The organism is Cupriavidus lacunae, from assembly GCF_003353055.1.
Classification (GTDB): Bacteria; Pseudomonadota; Gammaproteobacteria; order Burkholderiales; family Burkholderiaceae; genus Cupriavidus; species Cupriavidus lacunae.
In genome coordinates this window covers 250,898-276,220 of the sequence record NZ_QKWJ01000001.1, presented here as the reverse complement: position 1 = coordinate 276,220, position 25,323 = coordinate 250,898, and the positions used below count along the sequence as shown (strand labels likewise).

At 67.9% G+C, this 25,323-nt stretch carries 25 protein-coding genes and 1 other RNA gene; 16 read left to right on the top strand and 10 right to left on the bottom strand.

Going from position 1 to position 25,323, the window contains the following annotated elements; all coding sequences use genetic code 11:
* The first annotated feature begins 19 nt into the window (after positions 1–19).
* Positions 20–454, top strand: coding sequence for a DNA polymerase III subunit chi (locus tag DN412_RS01270; RefSeq protein WP_022536403.1), 435 nt, complete (start codon positions 20–22; stop codon positions 452–454).
* Entirely contained in the window at positions 451–903 is a 453-nt protein-coding gene (locus DN412_RS01265) for a hypothetical protein (protein ID WP_078197694.1), read from the top strand. Before DN412_RS01270 ends, DN412_RS01265 begins: the two co-directional genes overlap by 4 nt.
* A gap of 77 nt (positions 904–980) precedes the next feature.
* On the opposite strand, the gene ilvD is transcribed toward DN412_RS01265, so the two are convergent.
* Entirely contained in the window at positions 981–2,654 is a 1,674-nt protein-coding gene (gene ilvD / locus DN412_RS01260) for a dihydroxy-acid dehydratase (protein WP_115012845.1), read from the bottom strand.
* 160 nt (positions 2,655–2,814) lie between these two features.
* Between ilvD and DN412_RS01255 the strand changes: the two genes are divergently transcribed.
* Positions 2,815–3,765 (top strand): LysR family transcriptional regulator, encoded by a 951-nt coding sequence (locus tag DN412_RS01255; RefSeq protein ID WP_115012844.1) that lies wholly within the window; start codon positions 2,815–2,817, stop codon positions 3,763–3,765.
* Between the two features lie 70 nt (positions 3,766–3,835).
* Positions 3,836–4,654 (top strand): prolipoprotein diacylglyceryl transferase, encoded by an 819-nt coding sequence (gene lgt, locus DN412_RS01250; RefSeq protein ID WP_115012976.1) that lies wholly within the window; start codon positions 3,836–3,838, stop codon positions 4,652–4,654.
* A gap of 19 nt (positions 4,655–4,673) precedes the next feature.
* Here lgt and DN412_RS01245 read toward each other — a convergent pair whose 3' ends face one another.
* Together DN412_RS01245 and DN412_RS01240 are read right to left on the bottom strand one after the other, a co-directional pair.
* Positions 4,674–5,693, bottom strand: a complete 1,020-nt coding sequence (locus DN412_RS01245) for a M48 family metallopeptidase (RefSeq protein ID WP_115012843.1) — start codon at positions 5,691–5,693, stop codon at positions 4,674–4,676.
* A 28-nt stretch (positions 5,694–5,721) separates the two neighbouring features.
* Positions 5,722–6,807 (bottom strand): YjgN family protein, encoded by a 1,086-nt coding sequence (locus DN412_RS01240; RefSeq protein WP_115012842.1) that lies wholly within the window; start codon positions 6,805–6,807, stop codon positions 5,722–5,724.
* A gap of 808 nt (positions 6,808–7,615) precedes the next feature.
* On the opposite strand from DN412_RS01240, the gene DN412_RS01235 reads away from it, so the two are divergent.
* The 5 genes from DN412_RS01235 (at position 7,616) to DN412_RS01215 (ending at position 13,512) form a co-directional block, all read left to right on the top strand.
* Positions 7,616–8,335, top strand: a complete 720-nt coding sequence (locus tag DN412_RS01235; RefSeq protein ID WP_115012841.1) for a GntR family transcriptional regulator — start codon at positions 7,616–7,618, stop codon at positions 8,333–8,335.
* A 72-nt stretch (positions 8,336–8,407) separates the two neighbouring features.
* Positions 8,408–9,871, top strand: coding sequence for a malonyl-CoA decarboxylase domain-containing protein (locus DN412_RS01230; protein ID WP_115012840.1), 1,464 nt, complete (start codon positions 8,408–8,410; stop codon positions 9,869–9,871).
* 185 nt (positions 9,872–10,056) lie between these two features.
* Complete coding sequence (locus DN412_RS01225; protein ID WP_115012839.1) at positions 10,057–11,070, top strand: Bug family tripartite tricarboxylate transporter substrate binding protein; 1,014 nt, start codon at positions 10,057–10,059, stop codon at positions 11,068–11,070.
* Between the two features lie 44 nt (positions 11,071–11,114).
* The gene (locus DN412_RS01220; protein WP_115012838.1) at positions 11,115–11,897 is read left to right on the top strand and encodes an enoyl-CoA hydratase/isomerase family protein; all 783 of its coding nucleotides are present in this window, start codon (positions 11,115–11,117) and stop codon (positions 11,895–11,897) included.
* A 61-nt stretch (positions 11,898–11,958) separates the two neighbouring features.
* Positions 11,959–13,512 carry a malonate--CoA ligase gene (locus DN412_RS01215; RefSeq protein ID WP_115012837.1) on the top strand — a complete coding sequence of 518 codons (1,554 nt, stop codon included), beginning with the start codon at positions 11,959–11,961 and terminating at the stop codon, positions 13,510–13,512.
* A gap of 48 nt (positions 13,513–13,560) precedes the next feature.
* On the opposite strand, the gene DN412_RS01210 is transcribed toward DN412_RS01215, so the two are convergent.
* The 6 genes from DN412_RS01210 to DN412_RS01185 all read right to left on the bottom strand — a co-directional run bounded on the left by DN412_RS01210 (position 13,561) and on the right by DN412_RS01185 (position 16,951).
* Complete coding sequence (locus tag DN412_RS01210) at positions 13,561–14,259, bottom strand: SIMPL domain-containing protein (protein ID WP_115012836.1); 699 nt, start codon at positions 14,257–14,259, stop codon at positions 13,561–13,563.
* A gap of 114 nt (positions 14,260–14,373) precedes the next feature.
* The gene (locus DN412_RS01205) at positions 14,374–15,198 is read right to left on the bottom strand and encodes a sulfite exporter TauE/SafE family protein (RefSeq protein WP_115012835.1); all 825 of its coding nucleotides are present in this window, start codon (positions 15,196–15,198) and stop codon (positions 14,374–14,376) included.
* 53 nt (positions 15,199–15,251) lie between these two features.
* Positions 15,252–15,734 carry an EVE domain-containing protein gene (locus DN412_RS01200; protein ID WP_208647544.1) on the bottom strand — a complete coding sequence of 161 codons (483 nt, stop codon included), beginning with the start codon at positions 15,732–15,734 and terminating at the stop codon, positions 15,252–15,254.
* An 83-nt stretch (positions 15,735–15,817) separates the two neighbouring features.
* A non-coding RNA gene (gene ssrS / locus DN412_RS01195) (6S RNA) lies at positions 15,818–16,035 on the bottom strand.
* A gap of 266 nt (positions 16,036–16,301) precedes the next feature.
* Complete coding sequence (locus DN412_RS01190; protein ID WP_078197682.1) at positions 16,302–16,634, bottom strand: cell division protein ZapA; 333 nt, start codon at positions 16,632–16,634, stop codon at positions 16,302–16,304.
* Complete coding sequence (locus DN412_RS01185) at positions 16,631–16,951, bottom strand: MreC domain-containing protein (RefSeq protein WP_025583947.1); 321 nt, start codon at positions 16,949–16,951, stop codon at positions 16,631–16,633. Before DN412_RS01185 ends, DN412_RS01190 begins: the two co-directional genes overlap by 4 nt.
* Before the next feature lie 603 nt (positions 16,952–17,554).
* On the opposite strand from DN412_RS01185, the gene DN412_RS01180 reads away from it, so the two are divergent.
* The 7 genes from DN412_RS01180 to DN412_RS01150 are packed head-to-tail and all read left to right on the top strand — an operon-like array spanning position 17,555 to position 24,410.
* The gene (locus tag DN412_RS01180; RefSeq protein ID WP_115012834.1) at positions 17,555–19,456 is read left to right on the top strand and encodes a TonB-dependent receptor plug domain-containing protein; all 1,902 of its coding nucleotides are present in this window, start codon (positions 17,555–17,557) and stop codon (positions 19,454–19,456) included.
* Positions 19,457–19,471: 15 nt separating this feature from the next.
* Positions 19,472–20,479 carry a FecCD family ABC transporter permease gene (locus tag DN412_RS01175; RefSeq protein ID WP_115012833.1) on the top strand — a complete coding sequence of 336 codons (1,008 nt, stop codon included), beginning with the start codon at positions 19,472–19,474 and terminating at the stop codon, positions 20,477–20,479.
* The gene (locus DN412_RS01170) at positions 20,476–21,315 is read left to right on the top strand and encodes an ABC transporter ATP-binding protein (protein WP_115012832.1); all 840 of its coding nucleotides are present in this window, start codon (positions 20,476–20,478) and stop codon (positions 21,313–21,315) included. Before DN412_RS01175 ends, DN412_RS01170 begins: the two co-directional genes overlap by 4 nt.
* Entirely contained in the window at positions 21,312–21,944 is a 633-nt protein-coding gene (gene cobO, locus DN412_RS01165; protein ID WP_115012831.1) for a cob(I)yrinic acid a,c-diamide adenosyltransferase, read from the top strand. Before DN412_RS01170 ends, cobO begins: the two co-directional genes overlap by 4 nt.
* Before the next feature lie 32 nt (positions 21,945–21,976).
* Positions 21,977–23,017, top strand: coding sequence for a nicotinate-nucleotide--dimethylbenzimidazole phosphoribosyltransferase (gene cobT, locus DN412_RS01160; protein ID WP_115012830.1), 1,041 nt, complete (start codon positions 21,977–21,979; stop codon positions 23,015–23,017).
* Positions 23,014–23,844 (top strand): adenosylcobinamide-GDP ribazoletransferase, encoded by an 831-nt coding sequence (locus DN412_RS01155; protein ID WP_115012829.1) that lies wholly within the window; start codon positions 23,014–23,016, stop codon positions 23,842–23,844. Before cobT ends, DN412_RS01155 begins: the two co-directional genes overlap by 4 nt.
* Complete coding sequence (locus DN412_RS01150) at positions 23,829–24,410, top strand: histidine phosphatase family protein (protein WP_115012828.1); 582 nt, start codon at positions 23,829–23,831, stop codon at positions 24,408–24,410. Before DN412_RS01155 ends, DN412_RS01150 begins: the two co-directional genes overlap by 16 nt.
* Here DN412_RS01150 and DN412_RS01145 read toward each other — a convergent pair whose 3' ends face one another.
* Positions 24,411–25,316: a cobalamin-binding protein gene (locus DN412_RS01145; protein WP_115012827.1), complete on the bottom strand. Its 906-nt coding sequence runs from the start codon at positions 25,314–25,316 to the stop codon at positions 24,411–24,413. It lies immediately after the preceding gene.
* Between the last annotated feature and the right edge of the window lie 7 nt (positions 25,317–25,323).

Here is a 25,323-nt window from a genome sequence, read left to right as displayed (position 1 = left end):
CAAGGAGCATCGACTGTCCATGACGCGCATCGACTTCCACAGCAACGTGCCGGATGTGCTCGGCTATGTCTGCCGGCTGGTCCGCAAGGCCTACGGCGCCGGGCAAAAGGTGGTGATTCACGGCGCGCCGGCGCAGCTGGCGGACCTGGACGCGCGCCTGTGGACGTTCTCCGCGCTGGACTTCCTGCCGCATTGCGGGCTGGAAAGCCCCAATGCGGCGGTCACCCCGATCCTGCTGGCCGCCACCACCGAAGGCGTGCCGCACCACCAGCTGCTGATCAACCTGGCGGACGAGGCCCCGGCGCAGTTTGCCAGCTTTGAACGGCTGATCGAGGTGGTGGGCGCGGGCGATGCCGCGCGCGAGGCCGGCCGCCAGCGCTACCGCTTCTACCGCGAACGCGGCTATCCGCTGACGCACCACGACATCGGCCAGCCCAAGGGAGACGCCGCATGAGCGAACGCACCACCTCGCGGGTGATCCCGCGCCCAGGCCCGAACGACAGCATTCCGCTGCTGACCGAGGTCGTTGAACTGCCGGATGCAGAGACCGCGCCGCAGGGCGGCGTGATCGATACCTTCGGCATGGACGATGCCGGGCTGGTGATGCAGGTGGGCGATACCGGCGAGCCGCCGGCGCAGCCCGCCGCGCACGCCGAGGTCCGCGATCCGGGCGAAGACGACCTGCGCGCGGTCCGCACCGAACTGCTCAGCCGCGTGATGATGCGCTTTCGCACCGAATGGCCGCAGGTCGTGGCCGCCCACACCGAAGCCACGCTGCAGTCGCGGCTGGCGCCGCTGACGGCGCAACTGGCCAGCGAGCTGACACAGTCGCTGGAAGCGCGGCTGGTTGAGTGGCTGGATGCGACGCTGGAGGAGATTGAGAAGACGCCGGGCAGGGATTGAGCCGGCACTTGCTGCCAGTGGCCGAAAAAAAAAGCCTGCGAGCGATCGCAGGCTTTTTGACATCTGGCGCGCCGTAATCAGTCCGTGACCGCACCCTTGCTGGCCGTCGACGCCAGCTTCGAGAACTTCGCCAGCACGCCGCGGGTGTAGCGCGGGGCCGGCTGCTTCCAGCTGCCGCGGCGCCTGGCCAGTTCTTCATCGGACACGTTCAGCTGCAGCAGCAGCTTGTGCGCGTCGATGGTGATCGAGTCGCCTTCCTGCACCAGCGCGATGGTGCCGCCCACGTACGCTTCCGGCGCCACATGGCCGACCACCATGCCCCAGGTGCCGCCCGAGAAGCGGCCGTCGGTGATGAAGCCGACCGATTCGCCCAGGCCCTTGCCGATGATCGCCGAGGTCGGGGCCAGCATTTCCGGCATGCCGGGGCCGCCCTTGGGGCCCAGGTAGCGCAGCACCAGGATGTCGCCGGCTTTGATCTTGTCGGCCAGGATGGCGTCCATCGCGCTCTGCTCGTCCTCGAACACGCGGGCCGGGCCGGTGATGACCGGGTTCTTCAGGCCGCTGATCTTGGCGACCGCGCCTTCTTCGGCCAGGTTGCCCTTCAGGATGGCCAGGTGGCCCTCGGCGTAGAGCGCCTTGTCGATCGGCAGGATCACGTCCTGGTCGGCGCGCGGGGCGTCGGGCACGTTTTCCAGTTCTTCAGCCAGCGTGCGGCCGGTGATGGTCAGGCAGTCGCCGTGCAAGAGGCCCGCCTTGAGCAGGATCTTCATCACCTGCGGGATGCCGCCGGCGCGGTGCAGGTCGGTCGCCACGTACTGGCCCGACGGCTTCAGGTTGCAGATCACCGGCACCTTGCGGCGGATGCGCTCGAAGTCGTCGATGGTCCATTCGACCTCGGCGGCGTGGGCGATGGCCAGGTAGTGCAGCACGGCGTTGGTCGAGCCGCCGGTGGCCATGATCAGCGCCACCGCGTTCTCGATCGACTTGCGCGTGATGATGTCGCGCGGCTTGATGTCCTGCTTGACGGCTTCCACCAGCACGCGGGCCGATTCGGCGGCGCTGTCGACCTTTTCCTGGTCGGGGTTGGCCATGGTCGACGAATATAGCAGCGACATGCCCAGCGCCTCGAACGACGAGCTCATGGTGTTGGCGGTGTACATGCCGCCGCACGAGCCGGTGGACGGGCAGGCGTTCTTTTCCACGCCCTCGAAGTCTTCCTGGCTCATGCGCCCGGCGGTGAATTCGCCCACGGCCTCGAACGACGAGACGATGGTCAGGTCCTTGCCCTTCCAGTTGCCCGGCTTGATGGTGCCGCCGTACACGTAGATGCCCGGCACGTTGGTGCGCGCCAGCGCGATCATGCCGCCCGGCATGTTCTTGTCGCAGCCGCCGATCACGACCACGCCGTCCATCCACTGGCCCTGCGCCGCGGTCTCGATGCAGTCGGCAATGACTTCGCGCGAGATCAGCGAGTACTTCATGCCCTCGGTACCCATCGACATGCCGTCCGAGATGGTCGGGGTGCCGAACACCTGCGGGTTGGCGCCCGATGCCTTGATGGCGTCGATGGCGGCATCGGCCAGGCGCTGCAGGCCGGCGTTGCAGGGGGTGATGGTCGAATGGCCGTTGGCGATGCCCACCATCGGCTTGTCGAAGTCTTCCTTCTGGTAGCCGAGTGCGTAGTACATCGAGCGGTTGGGGGAACGTGCCACGCCTTGCGTGATGTTCTGCGAGCGCTTGTTGAATGCCATGGTGGGAAGTCTCCGGGGGATCTTCAGTGCCGCTCCGCGCTGCGCCTGAAAGCCGAACGCGCGGCGGCGATGTTGTGCGCCAAAGAATGACGCTTGCGTTTTGGAGTGTCAAATATATTATTTGACCTTTATTGAGTCGAAAAAGATATCAGGAGCCATATTGGACCTGCGCCAGCTGCGTTACTTCGTCACAGTGGCGGAAGAGTTGCATTTCGGCCGCGCGGCGCAGCGCCTGTCGATGACGCAGCCGCCCTTGTCGCAGCAGATCCAGGCGCTGGAAGAGGAGATCGGCGTGCAGCTGTTCGCGCGCACGCGGCGCTCGGTGGCGCTGACGCCGGCCGGCCAGCAGTGGCTGCCCGAGGTGCGGCGCGTGCTGGCCGATGCCGCGGCGCTGCCCGGGCTGGCGCAGCGGCTGGCGCGGGGCGAGTTGGGGTCGCTGTCGCTGGCCTTTGTCAGCACCGCCGACTACGGCATCCTGCCTGACCTGCTACGGCGCTTCCGTGCCCGCCACCCGGAGGTGCAGCTGCAATTGCGCGAGGCCACCAGCGACGTACAGCTCGAAGCGCTGATGGAAGGCGCGATCGATGCCGGCCTGGTGATCCGGCCGCAGCTGCCGGCCATGCCGCACGGGCTGGCCTACCTGCCGCTGGTCAGCGAGCCGCTGGTGCTGGCCGTGCCCGACGGCTGGCGGGCAGCGGGCGATGGCAGCGTGTCGCTGCCTGACGGTACGGTTTCGCTACGCGAGGCCGCCCATGAACCGCTGATCATCTTCCCGCGCCGAAGCGCGCCAGCGTTTTATGACATCATTACGGGCTACTATGCGCGCGAGGGCCTGGTGCCCGTGATCGCGCAGGAAGCCATCCAGATGCAGACCATTGTCAGCCTGGTGTCGGCCGGCATGGGCGTGGCGTTGGTGCCGGCGTCGCTGTGCAACCTTCGCCGCACCGGCGTGTCGTACCTGGCGCTGCGCGAGGCCGGCCCGCAGATCGAGACCGGCCTGGTGTGGCGCGACGGCGCGTCCACCGGCGTGGCGCCGGTGCTGCGCTCATTCATCGACATTGCGACCGCGCTTGCGCAAGAAGCGGGCACAGCCGGGCTTGCCCGTCGCTGACCTCACGAATGTCACCGAGGCCGCGGACAATACGCAGGCTGCGGCCTTTTCAACCACCATTCACGCCAACATGCTGATTCATCCCCAGTTCGACCCGGTAGCCATCCACCTGGGCCCGCTTGCCATCCGCTGGTACGGGCTGATGTACCTGGCCGGGTTCATCATGTTCCTGTGGTTCGGGCGCCTGCGCATCCGCCAGCCGCATATCGCGGCCAAGGGCTGGACCACGCGCGACCTGGACGACATGCTGTTCTTCGGCGTGCTGGGCGTGATCCTGGGCGGGCGGCTGGGCTATGTGCTGTTCTACAAGCCGTCCTACTACCTGTCCCACCCGATCGAGATCTTCAAGGTATGGGAAGGCGGCATGGCCTTCCATGGCGGCTTCCTGGGCGTGGTCGTGGCGATGTGGCTGTTCGGCAGACTGCGCCGGCGCCACTGGATGGAAGTGACCGATTTCATCGCGCCGATGATTCCCTGTGGGCTGGCCGCCGGGCGCATCGGCAACTTCATCAACGGCGAGCTGTGGGGCCGTGCCACCGACCTGCCGTGGGGCATGATCTTCCCGCAGGCCGGCGACAACATCCCGCGCCATCCGTCGCAGCTCTATCAGTTCGCGGGTGAAGGCGTGGCGCTGTTCATCATCCTGTGGCTGTTTGCGCGCAAGCCGCGGCCGATGGGCGCGGTATCGGGCGTATTCCTGATCGGTTACGGCGCCTTCCGCTTTGTCGCGGAGTTCGCGCGCGAGCCCGACAACTTCCTGGGCCTGCTGGCGCTGAAGCTGTCGATGGGCCAGTGGCTGAGCCTGCCGATGATCCTGGCCGGCATCGCCATGGTGGTCTGGGCCTACCGGCGCCAGACCGGCGCCGGCGCATCGCAGCCGGCGGCCTGAGTTCCGGTTCCGGCCTGCGCTATTTGCCGGCGCGGCGCAGGGCGTCGATGCGCGCCTGCGTTTGCGGGTGGGTCGACATGAAGTCCTGGCCGCGCTCCGGCTCGGCGTCCGACGCCGAACCGCGCCGGTTCTCCAGCCTGACCAGCACGTCGGCCAGCGCCGCTGGCGGCAGGCCATTGCGCTGCATGACCTCGATCGCATAGGCGTCGGCCTCGCGCTCGTGCTCGCGTGAATAGCGCAGCGTCAGCATGGCTGCCGGCACGCCCGCCAGCACCGACGAGATATCGCCGAACAGGTAGGCCGACAGCGCGGCCAGCGCCGACCCCTGGATCACCTGCTGCAGTCCGTGGCGCCTGGCCACGTGGCCCGCTTCGTGGGCCAGCACGCCCATCATGCCGGGACCGGTGCCCGCCAGGCTGACCAGTTCGTCGGTGACCACGATGGTGCCGCCCGGCAAGGCCAGCGCATTGGCGCCGATTTCTCCGCCCTGGCGGAACAGGATCTGGTAGTCGTGCCCGGCATCGGGCGGCCGCCGCAGCGCCGCGAAGCCCGAGCGGATGCGCTGCTGCTCCGCGGCCGGCAATTGCGTCGGCTTGACCACGCCGTTGTCCAGGCTCGCCAGGGTCAGCTTGCCGAGACGGGCCTCCAGCTCGGGCGGCACCGCGCGCGCCATCATGCCCGCGCCCCATGGCAGCAGCACGTAGTAGCCCAGCACCAGTACCGCAACCAGCGCCGCCACGGCGAGGCCGGCCAGGCGCCAGCTGTTTTGCGCGCGCGCCACCAGACTGTCGCGGTGGCCAGTGGCGGCCAGCATGTGGTCGAAGGCGGCGTGGTCGGTGATCTCGCAGAAGGCGCCGTCGGCAAAGGTGACCAGCCGCGGCGCGCGGCGTACGCGTTCGGACACGCGCAGGTCCGACAGCGGCGCGCGCCGCAGTTCGCCGCCGGAAGCGTCGCGCAGCACGGCCTGCTGTGCCTCGACGGCCAGCGTGGCCGGATGCGCGCGCGACGAGCGGCCATCGAAGAAGGTGACTGGGATCATGGTGCTGGCGTGATCAGCGCATGGCGCCTCAGAGCGCGATGTCGATGTCGTACCAGTCTACCGCCGCCTCGCCCAGCGCACCCACTTGCTGCGCCTCGCCGGCCACGAAGCTGTCGAGCGGACCGGCCGCCAGCATGGTCACGCATTCGAGCCGGTAGCGCGCCGAGCGCACCCGCGCGAACGGCAGGAACAGGCCCAGCGTCAGCGCGATGGCGATCAGGTTGGTGACGAAGATAAAGACCATGCGGGCCGCGCCGACCTCGCTGCGAAACGCATGCGGCGCCAGCGTGGTGTGGCTCCACACGACATTCTGCAGGCGCGCCATCACGTAAGGGCTGACGGCCAGCAGCGCCAGGTAGAAACCGCCCACGCCGATGCCGAACGACAGCATCATGCCCGCCTTGCCCGAAGCGCTCGCGCCCAGCACGAAGCCGGCCAGCGCCGCGGCCGCGACCAGCGCCACCATCACGCCGAAGGCACGCAGGTAGACCCTGTAGAAAGCGCCCGCGCCGGCGTCGAAGGCAAACGGTGCGGTGCCGAAGCGGGTGTGGTTGTGCTGATAACGCTTGAAGCGCTGATGCGCCACCGGCCCCAGCAAGCCCAGCGTGGCCACTGCCGCCAGCGGCCACAGCACGAACACCTTATAGGCATCGGCATCGCCGCCGGTGAAGGCGAAGCGCAGGCCGCGGTAGCTGGAGTTGGCCATGCGAAAACGCAGCGAACGCACCAGCAGCAACGGGAATAGCGCCAGCAGCGCCACCAGCATCGCCAGTGCGAGGAAGGGTGAGAAGGTCGAGGCGATCTGGAAGGCGAACACCAGCGCAAACACGATGGCGCGGCCTTTCAGGATTGCCGACGGCTTGCCGTGGTAGTCGAAGCTGGCGCCGTCGAGCTGCGTATTGCGATAAAAGTACTGCAGCGTGCGGACCTTGGCCCAGGCCGAATAGATGCCGAACGTGACCAGGGTCAGCAGCACATTGACGATCCAGATCCGGAAATACTCCGAGCCGGATCCGTTGAAGGTCAGGGCCAGCGGCCGCGGTGCGGCATGGCGTGGTTCGGCGGGGAAGGCCGCGTCGTCGGCCAGGGTGAAATCGCTGCTGCCAGCTTGCATGGCGGGAGCTCCAGGTGTGTTTGGAAAACGACAGTAAAAGACAGCAATCTTTTCCGTAGTTTCAGAAATGCAACCACATCAATCGGGACATTTGCGGCGATGCGCTCACATTCTCGCACCGATAAATAACGGAGACGGCACAATCTGCATATGCAGTTGCCGCCAGCCAGGTCCCGCCAGCGCGAATGTGGGAAAACCCGCGTAACAGTCTAGAAACATTCTGTTACACTGATCTCATTCTGTAACAAGTTTCGAATGCGCGCCATCAATAAAATCAGGGACTTAGTCCCGCTGGCACGCAAATCGCTATGGATCTTGTTACAAGATGAGCGGCAAGCCACAGTCGCCACGGTAGCGCCAGGGGGGAGTAGGCCTGTAGGGTCAAGGGTCACTTGCCGCGCTTCACGAACCTATACGGGCACGGGAAAATCCGCGCATCCAGCGCGTTTCAAGGGGTGGTGCAGGGCCAGCGCCAGCTAATCCATGGACCCACGCGGCGGACGCTCACGGTGACCGCCTGCGATGAAACAGTAGTACAGGCAGTTCTTTTCAGGCGCGGGCGTTTCCTAGCGGGGAGGCAGGGAAACGCCCGCCGCACCTCGCGCCATATCTCCTTTCTTCTCCGCGGTTTTTTCCGCGACACCCAGCGCAACGCCGGTTTTCCGGGCGGTTGCAGCGCAGCATCGAAATCCCTTGTATCGTTCACGTCCTAATCCATAATTATGAATTATGGCGAACGGGGCGCATCGGTTCCCACAGCCGGATCGTGATCGGCGGCCCGGTCACGTCAAAGAGACCCGGGGGAAGCATGCGCATCGTCCAGCAGGCGTTGTATCTGGAAGTGGCAGACCGGTTGCGCGCCATGATCGACGCGCACAGGTTGGTGCCCGGCGCATGGATCGACGAGAACGCCATGGCCGAAATGCTGGGCATCTCGCGCACGCCGCTGCGCGAGGCGCTCAAGGTGCTGGCCGCCGAGGGCCTGGTGCGGCTGGAGCCGCGCCGCGGCTGCTTCGTCAATGAACTCTCCGAGCAGGACCTGGATGAGATCTTCCCGCTGATGGCGCTGCTGGAAGGGCGTTGCGCCTATGAGGCCGCCCGCAACGCCACGCGCGCCGACCTGGACGCGCTGGACGGCCTGCATGCCGACCTGGCGCGCTACGCGCAGGCCGGCGACATCGACGCCTACTACGAGACCAACGCCCAGATCCATGAAGCGATCCAGCGGCTGGCCGGCAACCGCTGGCTGACGGGGCTGATCAGCGACCTGCGCAAGGTGCTGCGGCTGTCGCGCCACAAGAGCCTGAAGCTGCCGGGCCGGATCCAGGAATCGTGCGCCGAGCACCTGTCGGTGTTTGCCGCGCTCAAGGCCCGGGACCCTGAAGGCGCCGAGGCGATGATGAAGACCCACCTGCTGCGCCAGCGCGGCGCGCTCAAGACGCTGGATGCCGGCGGCGCCGCCGTGGCGGCAGAGACGCAGGCCGTACGCGCGCCGCCTGCGTTGCGCGTGGCGGGCGGCGAAGCGTAGCCGCGCGACGCCACACCAGGCCACACCGATGTTTTTCCCACGTTCCGATCGATGCACCAAGGCAGGTACCGCATGAATTCCTTCGACACAGGTGACCAGAAGATCAGTGCGCCGCTGGGCGAGAGCGAGCCGTCTGGCTCGAATATCCTGTCGCGGCTGGGCCGCTGGTGGGGACGCAAGGGCGAGGGCGACGCCAGGGCCAATGCCAAGGCCACCGCAATCACGCCGGCTGACGGCGAGGCGCCGCTGCCGCCGCGCGTGGTCCGCCGCCAGCGCGAGCAGCTGCGCCTGTGTTTCGACGCGCGCCTGACCGATGGCGCCGCCAATGCCGCCGCGCAGGCCTGGCAGGCTGAATACGAAGCTGCCGGCGAGGCCACCCGGCGCGGCATGCTCGCGGTGCTGGCCGAGGTGGCCGGCAGCGGCGGTGAAGAGGGGGCTGCCGACGCCGACAAGGCGGCGCGGGGCGCACGCGCGCAGGCCGGGCCGTCGGGCCTGAGCCAGGCACTGTCCAATGCGCGCATCCGCTTCTTCAAGCGGCTGGCCGCGCTGCACGGCCAGCGTGGCAGCAGCGCCTGCGGCCTGCATTTCCTGATCCAGCTGCGGGCCGACATGCTGCGCTGGCAGCGCCGCATGCCCGGCCTGCGTCCGCTCGACGACGACCTCGAGGCGCTGTTCTCCAACTGGTTCGACGTGGGCCTGCTGGAACTGCAGCCGATCACCTGGGACTCGCCGGCGTCGCTGCTGGAAAAGCTGATCCGCTACGAGGCCGTGCATGAGATCGCCTCATGGACCGACCTGCGCAACCGCCTCGATTCCGACCGCCGCTGCTACGCCTTCTTCCACCCCCGCATCCCGCGCGAGCCGCTGATCTTTGTCGAAGTGGCCTTCGCCCCGGAGATGGCGGCCGATGTCCATACCTTGCTGGATGAGGCCGCGCCGCTGGAAGACCTGCGCCGCGTCAAGTGGGCGATCTTTTATTCGATCAGCAATACGCAGGCGGGCCTGCGCGGGGTCAGCTTCGGCAATTTCCTGCTCAAGCGCGTGATCGAGGAAGTGCAGCGCGAATTCCCGAAAGTAAAGCAGTTCGCCACGCTGTCGCCGATCCCGGGGTTTGCCGACTGGCTGCGCAAGGAGGATGGCGATGCCGTGGCGCGCGTGCTGGGCGACAAACGTGTGGCGCGCTGGCGTGAGCGCCACGGCAATGCGCCCGCCGACGGCGCCGGTTGGCTGGAAGCGCTGGCGCCGGATGCCGCCGATGCCGTGGTCCGCGACACCGCCATGACCCTGGCCGCGCATTTCCTGGTGCGCGAACGCAACCAGTCGATGCCGGCCGATCCGGTGGCGCGCTTCCACCTGGGCAACGGTGCCTGCGTGGAGCGGCTGAACTGGGGCGCCGACCTGTCGCGCAAAGGCCGCAGCCAGAGCTGCGGCATGATGGTCAATTACCTTTACGTGCCCGAGGCGCTGGATGACAATCTGGCACGCTTGGGCGCCGGCAACCCGCGGATCAGCCGTAGCGTCGGGAAGCTGCTGTGACCCTGGTACGGTCACGGGGATCGCCCTAGTCCGGTCACGGGATCGCCCTCGCACCCGCGGCGCCTGGCGCGCCGCGTTCTTTTGTCGGGACCCATGTCGTAGAAGCAAAGCCAGCCGCGGCGCGTGCCTGTGCAGGTGCGTGTGGCCATCAGCTTGACTTTCCAGAAGAGAGAGGAGACAACAACATGAATCGTCGTCAGTTCAGCCTGGCCGCATGCGCGCGCGCAGCGGGCACGGCCCTGGGCCTGGCCGGCATCAGCGCCGGCGCCATGCTTGCGGCGCCCGCCGCGCATGCCGATACCTGGCCTTCCAAGCCCGTTACCGTGATCGTGCCGTTTCCCGCTGGCGGTGGCACCGACGCCTTTGCCCGGCCGCTGACCGCGCAGCTGTCCAAGCAGCTCGGCAAGCAGTTCGTGATCGACAACCGCGGCGGCGCCGGTGGCACGGTCGGCGCCAGCATCGCGGCCAAGGCCGCGCCGGACGGCTACACGGTGTTTATCGGCGGCGCCCACCACGCCATTGCGCCGTCGTTCTACAAGAAGCTGGACTACGACATCGAAAAGGATTTCATCCCGGTCACGGTGATCGCGCAGCCGCCGCAGGTGGTGGTGGTCAACCCCAGCCGCGTCAAGGCCAACACGTTGCAGGAGCTGATTGCCTACGCCAAGGCCAATCCCGGCAAGCTGAACTACGGTTCAGCCGGCAACGGCTCGTCGCACCACCTGGCCGGCGAGCTGTTCAAGCTCCAGACCAAGACCTTCATCACCCATATCCCGTACAAGGGCGCGGGCCCGGCGCTGTCCGACCTGATCGCGGGCCAGGTCGACCTGATGTTCGACGGCCTGGGCTCATCGGCGCAGCATATCCGCGCCGGCCGCATCAAGGCGCTGGCCGTGGCTTCGACCAAGCGCTCGGCAGCCTTCCCCAATGTGCCGACCGCGGCCGAGGCCGGCGTGCCCAATTTTGACGTGTCCACCTGGTATGCGATGTGGGTGCCCAAGGGCACGCCCAAGGAGATCGTTGACCGCCTGTACGCCGAAACCGAGAAGGCGCTGAACACGCCGGACCTCAAGCAGGTCTGGCTCAGCAATGGCTCGGATACGCCCGCCTTCACGCAGGAACAGTTCGCGCAGTTCCAGCGCGCCGAGATCCGGCGCTGGGCCCAGGTGGTGCAGCAGTCCGGCGCCACGATCGACTGACGGGACACCATGCCAATGCTGATCCGATGCCAGGGGGCACAGCCATGAGCGGCACCGTGCAGTTTGCCGCGCAAGGCACTACTGCCACCGTAACGCTGTCGCACGCGGGCAAGCTCAACGCCATTTCCGCGCAGATGTGGCGCGAGCTGGCCGCGGGCTTTGCGCGCCTGTCGGCCGATACCTCGCTGCGCTGCGTGGTGGTGCGCGGCGCCGACGGCAACTTTGCCGCTGGCGCAGATATCGCCGAGTTTCCCGCCGAGCGTGGCGACGAGGCCGCGGTGCGTCACTACCACATGGCCACCATCGCGCCCGCGCTGGCGGCGGTGGCGCAATGCACGCACCCCACCATCGCGATGATCGAGGGCGTCTGCGTGGGCGGCGGGCTGGAAATCGCCTGCCATTGCGACCTGCGCATCGCCGCCTCGGACAGCCGCTTCGGCGTGCCGATCAACCGGCTGGGCTTCCCGATGGCGCCCGGCGAGCTGCAAGGCCTGCTGGCGCTGGCGGGCCGTGCCACGGCGCTCGAGATCCTGCTCGAAGGCCGCGTATTCGGCGCCGCCGAGGCGCGCGAGAAGGGGCTGCTGACGCGCGTGGTCGAGCTCGGCGCGCTGGCTGCGGAGGTTGATGCCACGGTGCGCCGCATCGCTGCCGGCGCGCCCGCCGCGGCCCGCATCAACAAGGCCACCATCCGCCGGCTGGCGCCGTCGCCGGCACCGCTTTCGCCGGCTGAACTGGATGCCCATTTCGCCTATGCCGAAGGCGCGGACCACGCGGAAGGCGTCGCCGCCTTCCTCGCGCGCCGGCCGCCGCAATTCCGTGGGGAGTAGGGCACTGCCTCCCACATCCTTGTCTTCTTCGTTTTCCTTAGCCTTTCGTTCGATCCCCGCCATGAACGCCAACCTGTTCGCCCTGTTCGAATCCCGCTTCCCCGCCGACCGCACCGCCTGCTGCATCGAGACCCATGACGGGCTGTACTACAGCTGGGACGACCTTGACCGCGCCACCGCCAAGCTGGCCAACCTGCTGGCTTCGCTGCACCTGCCTGAAGGCGCGCGCGTGGCGGTGCAGGTGGAGAAGTCCCCCGAAGCGCTGTTCCTGTACCTGGCCACGCTGCGCGCGGGCTACGTCTACCTGCCGCTGAACACCGCCTACCAGGAAGCCGAGATCGACTACTTCGTCGGCAATGCCGAGCCGTCGGTGGTGGTCTGCGGCAGCAAGAATTTCGGCTGGGTCTCCAAGGTGGCGTTCCGTTACGGCGTGAACCACGTCTTTACGCTGGACGACGACCGCAGCGGCTCGCTGCTGTCGCGCGCGGCGGGCAAGCCAGATGCCTTCGAGACGGTCGCGCGCCAGGACGACGACCTTGCCGCCATCCTCTACACCTCCGGCACCACCGGCCGCAGCAAGGGCGCGATGCTGACGCACCGCAACCTGGCAGCCAATGCACAGACGCTGCATGAATTCTGGGGCTGGCGCAGCGACGACGTGCTGCTGCACATGCTGCCGATCTTCCACGTGCACGGCCTCTTTGTCGCGTCGCACGGCGCGTTGCTGGCCGGCGCCAAGATGATCTGGGCGCCCAGGCTGGACATGGCGCAGGTGCTGAAATTCCTGCCGCGCTGCACGATAATGATGGGTGTGCCGACCTACTACGTGCGCATGCTGCAGGAGCCGCGCTTCGACGATGACACCTGTCGCCGCATGCGGCTGTTCGTGTCGGGTTCGGCGCCGCTGCTGATGGAAACCTTCGATGCCTTCCGCGAGCGCACCGGCCATACCATCCTGGAACGCTACGGCATGAGCGAGACCGTGATGCTGGTGTCGAATCCGTATGATGCGGCGCTGGGCGAGCGCATCGGCGGCACCGTCGGCATGCCGTTGCCGGGCGTGTCCGTGCGCGTGGTCGATGGCGAGGGCCAGCCGTGCGCGCCGGGCGAGATCGGCAATGTCGAGGTCCAGGGCCCCAACGTGTTCAAGGGCTACTGGCGCATGCCGGAGAAGACGAAGGAAGAGTTCACGGAAGACGGCTGGTTCAAGACCGGCGACGTCGGTCGCTTCGGCGGCGCCATGGTCAGCCAGGCTGGCGAGCGCGTGGTGCCGGACAACTACCTGACCATCGTCGGGCGCAGCAAGGACCTGATCATTTCGGGCGGCTACAACGTCTACCCGAAGGAGATCGAGAGCTTTATCGACGAGATGCCGGGTGTGGCCGAGAGCGCGGTGATCGGCGTGCCGCACGCGGACTTCGGCGAGGCGGTGGTGGCGGTGGTGGTGCGCAAGCCGGGCGCGGAGATCGATGAAGCGGTGCTGATCGGCACGCTCAAGGGCCGCATCGCCAACTTCAAGGTACCGAAGCGCGTGCACCTGGTGGACGAGCTGCCGCGCAATACCATGGGCAAGGTGCAGAAAAACGTGCTGCGCGAGCAGTTCGCGGTGCTCTGAGGGACGTGAAGGCAAGCGCCCTGCGCGATGGCGCAGGGCGCGGCCGTCTTACTTCAGCATCTGCACGGAGCCATTGACCGACACCGTCACCTGCGTCTTGCCGCCCTCGACCGGCACCGGCACCGCGGAGTCGGACATCATGGCCTTGGCGGCACCGTACATGCGCGGCATCGGCGGCACCACGCCGGTTTCATTCAGGCTGACTTCGCGGATGGTGTAGCTGTTGTAGCCGAACAGCCTGGTGGTCGACTGCGCCTTGTTGCGGAATGAGGCAACGGCTTCCTCGGCCAGCTTGGCCTCGGCTGCCTCGCGTGCTTCGCGCGACAGCGAGAAGGCGATGTTCTGCACCTGCATCTGGCTGGCCAGTTCGCCCGCGAGCCTGGACACCGCCGAGAAATCACGCGACTTCAGGATGACCTCGGAACGCCCGCGCCAGGTGCTGATGCGGCCGTTGCGGTCGGTGTTGGGGTGGATGGTGAAGCCGCCCGATTCGGCGGTCACGCCCTGGACGCGGCGCGCCTGCGTGATGACGGCCTGGGTCCGGGTCGACAGGCCCGAGGAGATCGCGGCCGGTTCGGCGCCTTCCTGCTCAGCAGCAAGGGTCAGGTGCACGATATCGGTCGGCACTTCGGTGACGGCCTGAGCGCTCAGCGACAGCACGCCCGACGGCGTTTCAGTGGGGCCGCCATGCGCCGAAGCGACGACGGCGGTGGTGCCAAGCAGCGTGGCGGCGAGCCAATGTTTCATATGTTCTCCCGTTCAAACGTGATGGGTATCAGACGTAAGCGGAGGTCCAATCGTTCCGCGACATTGCAAACCATTGTTACGAAGCCGGCGCGGGCGGGGTCTCCCCCGTTCGGGTCAGAAGGCCTGCCAGGCCTTCCACAACATATAGGTTGCCAGGCACAGCAGCAGCACGGCAAAGATCTTGCGCAGCTGGCCCACATCCATCCGGTGCGCGGTGCGCGCGCCCAGCGGCGCGGTCAGCACGCTGGCCGCCGCGATCACCAGCAGCGCGGGCAGGTAAAGATAGCCGAGCGAACCCGCCGGCAGTCCCGGCGCCTGCCAGCCGCTCCAGATGTAGCCCGCCACACTCGCAGCCGCGATCGGGAAGCCGAGCGCGGCCGAGGTGGCCACCGCGTTGTGGATCGGCACATTGCACCACGTCATGAACGGCACCGAGACGAACGCGCCACCCGCGCCCACCAGGCTCGACAGGAAACCGATCACGCCGCCCGCGCCCGCCATGCCGGCGAACCCCGGCAGCTGCCGGCCAGGCTTGGGGCGCCGGTTGCGCAGCATCTGCAGCGCCGAGAAACCCACGAAGCCGGCAAAGGCCAGCGACAGCCAGCTGGTCTTGAGCGCCGCGAAGACCTTGCCGGCGCCGATCATGCCGCCGATCAGGATGCCAGGCGCCAGCGCCAGCACAATCGGCCAGCGCACCGCGCCGCGCTTGTGGTGCGCGCGCACCGACGACAGCGAGGTGAACAGGATGGTGCCCATCGAAGTGGCGATCGCCATATGGACGATGGCTTCGTCGGCAAAGCCCAGGCTGGTGAACAGCAGCGTCAGGAACGGCACCATCATCATGCCGCCGCCCACGCCCAGCAGGCCGGCGCAGAAGCCGGTGAAAGCGCCCAGGGCAAGCAGGGCGGGGATCAGCACCGGCAGGTTGTCGAACTGCATTGTGTCTTGAAGATCGTTGTTATTGTTGTCAGTCTTGCCCGGCCGGGCATGGCTCAGCGCATCAGCTTGCCGGTGATGAAGCGCCATTCGGCCGGCGTCACCGGCGTGATCGACAGTCGGTTGCCGCGCCTGAGCACCACCATGTCGGCCAGCTCCTCATGCTCGCGCAATGCGGCCAGCGGGATCAGCGCGCTCTTGCGCCCGAAGCGCACGTCGACCAGCAGCCAGCGCGGGGCCTCGGCCTTGGAGGCGGCATCGAAGTACGGGCTCTTGCGGTCGAACTGGGTGGGGTCGGGGTAGGGCGTGGAGCAGACCTCGGCCAGGCCGGCAATGCCGGGCTCCGGGCACGACGAGTGGTAGAACAGCACGCCGTCGCCGAGCCGCATGGCGTCGCGCATGAAGTTGCGCGCCTGGTAGTTGCGCACGCCGGTCCAGGGCAGTGTGCCTTCCCGGGCCAGGTCGTCGATGCTGGCTTCGTCCGGTTCCGATTTCATCAGCCAGTACTGGCGGGCGCGTTGGTTCTGGTTGGGGCTCACGGCGCGGCTCAGGAATGGAAGGCCCGTGGGGAAAACACAGGCAAGAAAAAAGGCGATGGTTCAGAAAACCACCGCCTTTTTAAGGGGTCCCCGCCTTGGCCGCTGGGTCGGCATCCTGAACCCAAGTGAGGTTCAGAGTGGCTGCGGAAGTCGCATTTCGGGTACATCATCCACTCAGGGAGTCCAGGCCAGGCCCAGACTATGAATGCGATGACGCGCTCGCCCACGCGACATAATCCCGCACCATGCAATGCATATCGGTTCAAGGAGTTTATGACCCTCACGAACCAGGCAGGGAAACTGTCAAGCGTCTGACTCTCCAGGCGCATCATCGTGCCCGGAAAACCGGACCGCGTGCGGGATGTCAGACGTTTGCCGTTTCTGACTAGGATGGGATGAAAACGGCGGCCGGGCGCGATAACCTGGCCTGTCTGCTGCACATCTGTGGTGCCTCGTGCAGTCTGGCTACACTATACACCGCGTCGCAGGCCATACCAAGTCCACTCGCGCGTGTCGTTACATTTTGTGCGACAGCGCGGCATCCGCAGCACATCCCATCGTCATCGCTCAGCCTCGCGTACCCGTGCCAACGTGCGCATATTGCCGCAGGGCTTCGTCGGCGCGGTCGTTGAGTTCGCGGATGCGCGCGCGAATGGCATCGACCGGGATCGCGCCGTCGGCCTGCTGCTTGCGCTGCATCGACAGCAGGTCCGAGGCGATGCTGATTGCGGCCATCACCGCCACGCGCTCCACGCCCTTGGCCGCGCTGCCGCTGCGCAGCTTGTTCATCTGCGTGTCGACCAGGGCCACGGCTTCGAGCAGCGCTGCCTCGTTCTCGGGCGCGATGGCAAAGCGGTAGGCCTGGCCGGCGATGTTGACTTCGACTTGCTTGTTGCTCATGCGTGTTCTCCGGGGGCCTTGTGCGCTTCGGCGCCCTGCGCCGCGGCTTCTTCGCCGAGCAGGTCGAGCTGGCGCGTGTCGCTGGCGGTTGGCAGCTTGTCAAGGATGGACTGGATGCGCAGCTGCGCTTCCTCGATCTTGATATTGAGCAGCTCGCGGTCGGCGGCCATGGCCTCGCGCTCGCCGCGCAACTGCGCGGCTTCGCCCTCCAGCCGGGCGATCTCGTCGCGCAGCCGCTGGTTCTCCGCCGCCAGGGTGTCCGCATGGTGCAGCACGCGCCCGATCTTGGCGGCCAGTTGTTCGAGTTCGGTGAGCATAGGGCCTGTCATGATGGGAGTGGTGTCAGGTATCGCGATTCTAGCCGATGCGCCGGCTTGCACAATGCGGAGGAAAGGGTTTGTGACCGGGCACCCGCATGGAAGTTGCAGCCTTCTGCACTCAAAACGCTGCGAGAGTTGTGACAAAACGCTACCGGTGGGCGCGCGGCCGGTGCGTCGCTGGTGCGTTGACGCGGGGGGCGAAACCACCTAGACTCGCGCACGTTCCAGGTGCTCGCCCTTTTCGTCCCTGGCGAAAGGGCAGTTCAACGGGAAACAGGGAGCCGGGCCGGCTGCGCGCCGGACGGGCCAACCTGTGCTGCCCCCGCAACGGTAAGCGACCGCGTGCGCATCTGCCAGACCCCGACATAGCCGACAGCCAGCCTGCCGGCGACGCCGCTGGCAAGGCCGGATCCATTCCCGGCCACATGCCCCGCAGGACCGGCCACACGCCACTGAACCCACAGGTTCGGGAAGGCGCCGGCCCAGTGTCGCCAGCCCGGATACCGGCCTGAACTTGGGCTGCCGCCCGTGCGCGGCACGCCTCATCGCCATATGGTCCGCGGGGGAACGGGCCCGGCCGTTCCTATCCAGTCCTGCATCATGCGTTCATCGCTCCACAGGTCGACCCGCCCGGTAACCCCGGCGGTGCGTCCGTCCGTGTCCGCCATCCTGGCGGCCATCGCCTCGTTCACCCTGGTCCCGGCCACTTCGTTCGCGCAAGCGGCCGACGGCGGCACTGCGCAGCTTGCGCCGGTGGTGGTCACTTCCACCCGTACTGCCCAGTCGATTACCGAGGCGCTGCCGCATACCACGGTGGTCACGCAGCAGGACATCGTCAATTCGCAGGCGCCTGACCTGCGCACGCTGCTGCGCAACCAGGCCGGCGTGGAGTTCTCGACCAACGGCGGCATGGGCAGCAATACCACGCTGTTCATGCGCGGCGCCAACTCCAACCAGACGCTGATCCTGATCGACGGCGTGCGGGTCTCGTCGGCCAGCAGCGGCACCGCGCAGCTGGCCAATATCCTGCCCGACCAGATCGACCACATCGAGGTGGTGCGCGGCAACGTCTCGGCGCTGTACGGCTCGGACGCGATCGGCGGCGTGGTGCAGATCTTCACCAAGAGCGGCGCGGGCCAGGCGCCGGCGGCCAATGCGCAGGTGGAGTACGGCAGCAACAACACGCGCCAGGGCACGGTCGGCTATGGCGGCCAGGTCGGCGATACCTCGTTCAACCTGACCGGATCGGCATTCAAGACCGATGGCTTTTCGTCGATCAACACGAAGCAGGCGCCGCGTGCCAACCCCAACGACAACCCGTACGAGAACCAGAGCGTGTCGGGCCAGGTGAAGCACCGCTTTACCGCCGACTGGGATGCGGGCGTCAGCGCCTATTACTCCAAGAGCAAGTTGTCCTTCGACAGCACTTTCGGCCGTCCCACCGACGACAACCGGACAAACAGCGAGTTGTACACGGTGCAGGCCTTTGCCAACGGCAAGCTTGTGCCGGACTGGTCCACGCACTTCAAGCTGGCACAGAGCGAAGACCGCAGCGACACCTTCCTCAACGGCACGCAGAACGGCGCCTTCCATACGCGCAACCGCCAGTTCAACTGGCAGAACGAGTACGCCCTGGCTGCCGCCCACACGCTGCTGTTCGGTACCGACTACCTGCAGCAGGCGCTCGATGCCAACAGCTTCGGCACTGCCTTTGGCCCGACTCGCAATGTGTTTTCCGTGTTCGGCGGCTATGACGGCCGTTTTGGCAAACACCAGTTGCAGCTCAATGCCCGCAACGACCACTACTCTGATTTTGGCAACCAGGGGAGCTTCTTCGCCGGCTACGGCTACAACCTGACCAGCGCGCTCAAGCTGATCGCCAATGTCAGCAACGCCTTCCGTGCCCCGACCTTCAACGAGCTGTATTTCCCCGGCTTCGGTAATCCCAACCTGCAACCCGAGCGCGCCAAATCCGCCGAAGCGGGCCTGCAGTACAACACTGCGAGCACCGGGCTGTTGCGCGTGACCGCATTCGAAACCCGCTACGACAACCTGATCGTCAACGTGACGCAGCCCAATGGCCTGCTCGCGCCCCAAAACGTCAACAAGGCCAAGGTGCAGGGGGTCGAGGCCTCGTGGCGCGCCAGCGTGTACGGCACCGACCTCGGCGCCAGCGTGACCTTCCAGAATCCGGTCGACGAGCAGACCAACACCCAGCTGCTGCGCCGCGCGCGCCGCCATGCCGCGCTGGACGTGGGCCGCAACTTCGGCAACTGGCGCTTTGGCGGCGAATGGCAGGTGTCGTCGTCGCGCATGGATACCGGCTCGCGCCGACTGGGCGGATACGGTATTGTCAACCTGAACGCCCGCTACAACATCGACAAGCAATGGTTCATCGCCGCCCGCGTCGAAAACCTGTTCGACAAGGACTACCAGCTCGCCTACCCCTACAACACGCAGGGGCGCGCGGGCTTCATCACGCTGGGCTGGCGCCAGCGATGAGCGCACGGGCGCGCCATGTCTGAGTTCCGGCGCGCCCTGGCGATCTGGCTGGTGCTGGCGCTCGCCGCGCTGCTTGCGTTCGCGTTCTCGCTGGCGCTGGGCAGCGTGTCGCTGGATATGCGCGAGCTCTGGCTGGCGTTAAGCGGTACCGACACCGGCACCGCCGGCGCCATCGTGCGCGAGCTGCGGCTGCCGCGCGCGGCCGCGGCGTTTGCCTGCGGCGGGCTGCTGGCCCTGTCCGGCGCGCTGATGCAGGTGCTGCTGCGCAACCCGCTGGCCGAGCCCTATGTGCTGGGCGTATCGGGCGGCGCCTCCACCGCCGCGCTGCTGGCCATGCTGCTGCTGGCGCCGTGGTGGGGCGTGCAGGCCGCCGCCGCGGCCGGCGCGCTGCTGGCGATGGTGCTGGTGGCGTCGCTGGCGCGGCGCGACCTGCTGCATCCGCAGGTGCAGGGCGGCCACCGCGAGGCCGGCGCCCGGCTGTTGCTGACCGGCGTGATCCTGGCCGCGGGCTGGGGCGCGGTCATTACCCTGATCCTCTCCGTCGCACCGGAATCGCGCCTGCGCGGCATGCTGTTCTGGCTGACCGGCGACCTGAGCGGCACCGCCAGCTACGGCGGCGCGCTGGCCATGCTGGTGGTGGCGCTGCTGCTGGCCATGCCGATGGCGCGCGCGCTCAACGTGATGCTGCTGGGCGAGACCGTGGCGCAGTCGCTGGGCGTGCGCGTGGGCCGCGTGCGGCTGGCGACCTTCATGCTGGCGTCGCTGTGCATCGCCGCGGCCATCACCACGGCCGGCTCGATCGGCTTTGTCGGGCTGGTGGTGCCGCACCTGGTGCGACTGGCCTGGGGCAACGACCAGCGCCTGCTGCTGCCGGCCGCCACGCTGCTGGGCGGCGCGCTGCTGATGGCCGCCGACCTGATCGCTCGCACCGTAGTCGCGCCCGCGCAACTGCCGGTGGGCGTGATCACCGGGCTGCTGGGCGTGCCGACCTTTCTCTACCTGCTGCTGCGGAGGCCGCGATGAGCCAATGCCCGCACTGGTCCCATCCTCTCACTGTCTGTCCGCAGCTCGTGCTGCGCGATGTGACGCTGCGCACCGGCCAGCGCGTGCTGGTGGACAGCCTGAGCATGACCATCGGCCCGGGCCAGCTGTGGTGCATTGCCGGGCCCAACGGTGCCGGCAAGTCCACGCTGATGACGGTGCTGGCCGGCCTGCGCCACGCCGACGGCGGCAGCGTCGAGATCGACGGCACCGCGCCGGCGCAGGTTGCACCCGCGGTGCTGGCGCGCCAGCGCGCCTACCTGCCGCAGGCCGTGCACGACACCTTCTCGATGCCGGTGCTCGACGCCGTGCGCGTTGGGCGCCATCCGCACCTGTCCGGCTGGGGCTGGACCGGGCGCGAGGACGACCGCGTCGTCCACGACGTGATCGGCGCGATGGATATCGAGGCACTGGCCGCGCGCGATGTGCTGACCCTGTCCGGCGGCGAACGCCAGCGCGCCTCGCTGGCCGCCGCGCTGGCGCAGCAGGCGCCGCTGCTGTTGCTGGACGAGCCGGTATCGCACCTGGACCTGCGCCACCAGATCCTGGTGCTGGAGCAACTGGCCGCGCTGGCCAGCGCGGGGCGCCACGCCATCGTGGTGATCCTGCACGACCTGACGCTGGCACTGCGCTACGCCACCCACGCCCTGCTGATGGCCGAAGACGGCACCACGCTGCACGGCGCCGCCGCGCAGGTGCTGACCCCCGAACATTGCTCGCGCGCGCTGCGCACCGCCATCGTCAGCGTCACCGACGGCGCGCATACTGCGCTGATTCCCGACGGCGCCGCCCCTACCCACCCCCGATACACGCCATGACAGATATTCAGAACCCGCCTGCCGAAGACCCGGACCGCGATGCCCGCCACAAGGCGCGCATGGTGCGCAAAAAGGAAGTCGTCGACGCCAAGATCGCCGCCGCGCAGGACGAGCGCGGCGTGATCGTCATCACCACCGGCAACGGCAAGGGCAAGTCCAGTTCGGGCTTCGGTATGGTGGTGCGCGCGCTCGGGCACGGCATGCGCACCGGTGTGGTCCAGTTCATCAAGGGCGCGCAGCCCACCGGCGAGGAGATGTTCCTGCGCCGCTTCCCCGACGAATGCGCCTTCCACGTGATGGGCGAGGGCTATACCTGGGAAACCCAGGACCGCTCCCGCGACGTGGCCAAGGCCGAGGCCGCCTGGGAAGTGGCGCGCGGCATGCTGCGCGACCCGGGCATCGGCCTGGTGCTGTTCGATGAGTTGAACATTGCGCTCAAGCTGCACTATCTTGATGTGGAGCAGGTCATTGCCGACCTGCGCGCGCGCCCGCCGATGCAGCACGTGGTCATCACCGGCCGCGGCGCGCCGCCGGCGCTGGTGGAGGCGGCCGATACCGTCACCGACATGACGCCGGTCAAGCATGCCTTCCAGCAGGGCATCAAGGCGCAGCGCGGCGTGGAAATGTAGCCGCACCTTTTGGGACATAAAGTCAAAGCACCATGCAGTTTCCGGAAATCACTCCCCTCGACGACACCCTGCGCCCTGTGCTGCAGGCCGCCATCGACGACAAGACCAAGCCGCTCGGCGCACTGGGCCGGCTTGAGTCGCTGGCCTTGCAGCTGGGCCTGATCCTCGGCACGGCGCGGCCGGCGCTGCAACGGCCGACGGTGATTGTGTTTGCCGCGGACCACGGCGTGGCCGATGCCGGTGTCAGCGCCTATCCGGCCGAGGTCACGGCGCAGATGGTGCAGAACTTCCTGGCCGGCGGCGCGGCGATCAATGTGTTCTCGCGCCAGCACGGCATTGCGCTGGAGATCGTCGACGCGGGCGTGCGCGTGCCGCTGCCGGCGGCTCAAGGTCTCGTCAATTGCCGCATTGCCGACGGCACCCGCAACTTCGCGGTCGAACCCGCGATGACGCCGGAGCAGGCGGCCGCGGCGATGACCGCCGGGATGGCGCGCGTGCTGCGCCATGCGCAGCAGGGCTGCAACGTGATCGGCTTCGGCGAGATGGGCATTGCGAATACCTCGGCGGCGGCCTGCGTGATGCAGCGGCTGACCGGCCTGCCGCTCGAAGACTGCATCGGGCGCGGCACCGGGCTGGACGATGCCGGCCTGGCGCGTAAGCGCGAGGTGCTGCAGCGCGCGCTGGCGCTGCACGCCGATGTGCAGGCGCCGCTGGACGTGCTGGCGACCTTCGGCGGCTTCGAGATCGCAATGATGGCCGGCGCTTTCCTGGCCGCCGCGGCCAGCCGCATGGTGATCCTGGTCGACGGCTTTATCGCCACGGCCGCGCTGCTGGTGGCGCAGCGCCTGGACCCCTACGTGCTGCAGTACTGCGTGTTCACGCACTGCTCGCACGAGCGCGGCCACCGCGCGCTGCTGGACCAGTTCGGCGCCGCGCCGCTGCTGGCGCTGGACCTGCGCCTGGGCGAAGGCACCGGCGCCGCGCTGGCGTGGCCGCTGCTGGCTTCGGCGGTGGCGTTCCTGAATGAGATGGCGACCTTCAGCGGCGCCGGCGTCAGCACCGCGTCGCCATGAGCGTGCCGTCCGACCCGGTGCCAGTGTCTGAACCACGCACCCCCGCGGGCGTGGCCGGCGAGTTGCGCTATTTCCTGACGGCGCTGGGCTACTTCACGCGCGTGCCGCTGCCGGGCTGGCTGGCGCGCTGGGTCGGATTCGAACCGCATTACCTGCACGCGGCCGCGCGCTACTTCCCGCTGGTCGGGCTGCTGGTGGGCGGTGTGGGTGCGCTGGTCACCTGGGGTGCAATGCTGTGGTGGCCGCCCGGCGTGGCCGTGCTGCTGGGCATGGCCGCCACGCTGCTGCTGACTGGCGCCTTCCATGAAGACGGGCTGGCCGATTGCGTCGATGCCTTCGGCGGCGCGTGGCAGCGCGAGGACGTGCTGCGCATCATGCATGACTCGCGCATCGGCGCGTTCGGCGCGATTGCGCTGGTGGTGGCATTGCTGCTCAAGTGGCAGTTGCTGGTGGCGATCGCAGAGCGCGGCGGGTTGATGGTGCTGCTGGCGGTGATGGTCGCTGCGCATGCCGCCAGCCGCGCGATGGCGGTCAGCTACCTAGCCACGCTGACCTATATGCGCCCGGAGGGCAAGGCCAAGCCGGTGGCGCAGAAGCTGGCCGGCGCGGGGCTGGTGTTCGCGCTGCTGTGCGGGCTGGTGCCGCTGTGGCTGGTGTCGCCGTGGTTCTGCGCGGCGGCAGCCGGCGCGCTGCTGGTGCTGCGCCTGCTGCTCGGCCGTTACTTCGTGCGCCGCATCGGCGGCTATACCGGCGACTGCCTGGGCATGGCCCAGCAGTGCGCCGAGATCCTGCTCTACCTGGTGGCCGCGGCATGGATGTGGTCCTGATCCGCCACGCGCAGCCACAGGTGCCCACGGGTACCTGCTATGGCTGCCTCGACCTGCCGCTGGTGGTGCCGCTGACGCCTGCGGCGGCGGGGATCGCCGCGGACCTGCCCACGCCTGATCGCATTGTCGCCAGCCCGCTGGCGCGCGCGCTCGGCACGGCGCAGGCGCTGGCGCAGACGTTACCGGCGGGCGTGCCGGCCATCGACACCGAACCCCGGCTGCGCGAGATCGATTTCGGCAGCTGGGAGGGCGTGGCCTGGGACGCGATCGACCGCGCCGCGCTCGACCAGTGGGCGGCCGACCTGCTGCACGCGCGCCCGCATGGCGGTGAATCACCGGCGCAGGCGATGGTGCGGGTGGCCGGCTGGGCCGCGACGCTGGCTGAAGATCGCGCGCAATGCCTGTGGGTAGTCTGCCACGCCGGCCCGATGCGCATGCTGGCCGCGCACTGGCTGGGCTTGCCGCTGGCGGCGACAGTGAACTGGGAGTTGGACTTCGGTGCCAGTTGTGGCTTCACGCTGGGGCCGGGCGCTGTCCGGCTCGGCTGGTGGAACCGCGCCGCCTGATCAGCGTGGCGGCCGGCGGCTGCGCGCCGTGTCGAGGTCCTTGCAGATCTGCCCGGCACCTTGCACCGCGCGCGGACCGGCACGGTTGACCAGGTCGCCGTCGATCACAAACAGGTTGTTGCGCGCCACTGCCGTGACCTGCTTCCAGCGCCGCCACATCTCGAAATCCGGCAGCGGCTGGTCCGAGCGCGTGGCGCCGATGCCTGCCGTCAGCATGGCTTCCGGGTTCCCCGCGATCACCGCTTCGATGGACACGGTCGGTACCAGCGGCGTCTCGGCCGCGAACAGGTTGCGCCCGCCGCACAGCGCCAGCATGTCGCTGACCAGGTGCTGGCCGTTGAGCGTCATCAGCGGCTGCTGCCAGACCTGGTAGAACACCGTCACAGGCGGGCGCGCCGCGTAGGTCTTGCGTAGTGTTTCCACCTGCTGGCGGAAGCCGTCGGCGGCGCGTCGCGCGGTGGCCTCGGTGCCAAGCAGCGCGCCGAGCTTCTCGATGTCTTCCGCGATCGTCGCCAGCCTGCGCGGCTCGCTGTAGAACAGCGGGATGCCGAGCGCGCGCAGGCGGTCGGTCTGCTTCTGCGCATTGCCATGGCGCCAAACCACGATCAGGTCCGGCTTGAGCGCGGCAATGCGCTCCAGGTCCAGCGCCTTGTTGTCGCCCACGCGCGCGATCTCGCGCGCTTGCGGCGGGTAGTCGCTGTAGCTGACCGTGCCGACGATGCGATCGCCGCCGCCCGCGGCGAAGAGCATTTCGGTGACGTGCGGCGCCAGCGAGATCACGCGGCGCGCGGGCTGCGCCAGCGTCACGGTCTGGCCCGAGTCGTCGACGGCGGACACCGCGGCGCAAGCGGGTAGTGCGGCGAGCAGCAGGGTGGAAGCGATAACAGGCGTCAGGCGGTTCAGCATGGAATTC

Bases quoted from the DNA above. Each gene is read 5' to 3' on its own strand.
- DN412_RS01145 (WP_115012827.1), bottom strand. From the start codon at position 25,316: ATGCTGAACCGCCTGACGCCTGTTATCGCTTCCACCCTGCTGCTCGCC.
- cobO (WP_115012831.1), top strand. From the start codon at position 21,312: ATGACAGATATTCAGAACCCGCCTGCCGAAGACCCGGACCGCGATGCC.
- DN412_RS01225 (WP_115012839.1), top strand. From the start codon at position 10,057: ATGAATCGTCGTCAGTTCAGCCTGGCCGCATGCGCGCGCGCAGCGGGC.
- DN412_RS01190 (WP_078197682.1), bottom strand. From the start codon at position 16,634: ATGAGCAACAAGCAAGTCGAAGTCAACATCGCCGGCCAGGCCTACCGC.
- DN412_RS01175 (WP_115012833.1), top strand. From the start codon at position 19,472: ATGTCTGAGTTCCGGCGCGCCCTGGCGATCTGGCTGGTGCTGGCGCTC.
- ilvD (WP_115012845.1), bottom strand. From the start codon at position 2,654: ATGGCATTCAACAAGCGCTCGCAGAACATCACGCAAGGCGTGGCACGT.
- lgt (WP_115012976.1), top strand. From the start codon at position 3,836: ATGCTGATTCATCCCCAGTTCGACCCGGTAGCCATCCACCTGGGCCCG.
- DN412_RS01205 (WP_115012835.1), bottom strand. From the start codon at position 15,198: ATGCAGTTCGACAACCTGCCGGTGCTGATCCCCGCCCTGCTTGCCCTG.
- DN412_RS01245 (WP_115012843.1), bottom strand. From the start codon at position 5,693: ATGATCCCAGTCACCTTCTTCGATGGCCGCTCGTCGCGCGCGCATCCG.
- DN412_RS01170 (WP_115012832.1), top strand. From the start codon at position 20,476: ATGAGCCAATGCCCGCACTGGTCCCATCCTCTCACTGTCTGTCCGCAG.
- DN412_RS01270 (WP_022536403.1), top strand. From the start codon at position 20: ATGACGCGCATCGACTTCCACAGCAACGTGCCGGATGTGCTCGGCTAT.
- DN412_RS01230 (WP_115012840.1), top strand. From the start codon at position 8,408: ATGAATTCCTTCGACACAGGTGACCAGAAGATCAGTGCGCCGCTGGGC.
- DN412_RS01210 (WP_115012836.1), bottom strand. From the start codon at position 14,259: ATGAAACATTGGCTCGCCGCCACGCTGCTTGGCACCACCGCCGTCGTC.
- DN412_RS01155 (WP_115012829.1), top strand. From the start codon at position 23,014: ATGAGCGTGCCGTCCGACCCGGTGCCAGTGTCTGAACCACGCACCCCC.
- DN412_RS01185 (WP_025583947.1), bottom strand. From the start codon at position 16,951: ATGCTCACCGAACTCGAACAACTGGCCGCCAAGATCGGGCGCGTGCTG.
- DN412_RS01180 (WP_115012834.1), top strand. From the start codon at position 17,555: ATGCGTTCATCGCTCCACAGGTCGACCCGCCCGGTAACCCCGGCGGTG.
- DN412_RS01240 (WP_115012842.1), bottom strand. From the start codon at position 6,807: ATGCAAGCTGGCAGCAGCGATTTCACCCTGGCCGACGACGCGGCCTTC.
- DN412_RS01150 (WP_115012828.1), top strand. From the start codon at position 23,829: ATGGATGTGGTCCTGATCCGCCACGCGCAGCCACAGGTGCCCACGGGT.
- DN412_RS01220 (WP_115012838.1), top strand. From the start codon at position 11,115: ATGAGCGGCACCGTGCAGTTTGCCGCGCAAGGCACTACTGCCACCGTA.
- DN412_RS01235 (WP_115012841.1), top strand. From the start codon at position 7,616: ATGCGCATCGTCCAGCAGGCGTTGTATCTGGAAGTGGCAGACCGGTTG.
- DN412_RS01265 (WP_078197694.1), top strand. From the start codon at position 451: ATGAGCGAACGCACCACCTCGCGGGTGATCCCGCGCCCAGGCCCGAAC.
- DN412_RS01215 (WP_115012837.1), top strand. From the start codon at position 11,959: ATGAACGCCAACCTGTTCGCCCTGTTCGAATCCCGCTTCCCCGCCGAC.
- cobT (WP_115012830.1), top strand. From the start codon at position 21,977: ATGCAGTTTCCGGAAATCACTCCCCTCGACGACACCCTGCGCCCTGTG.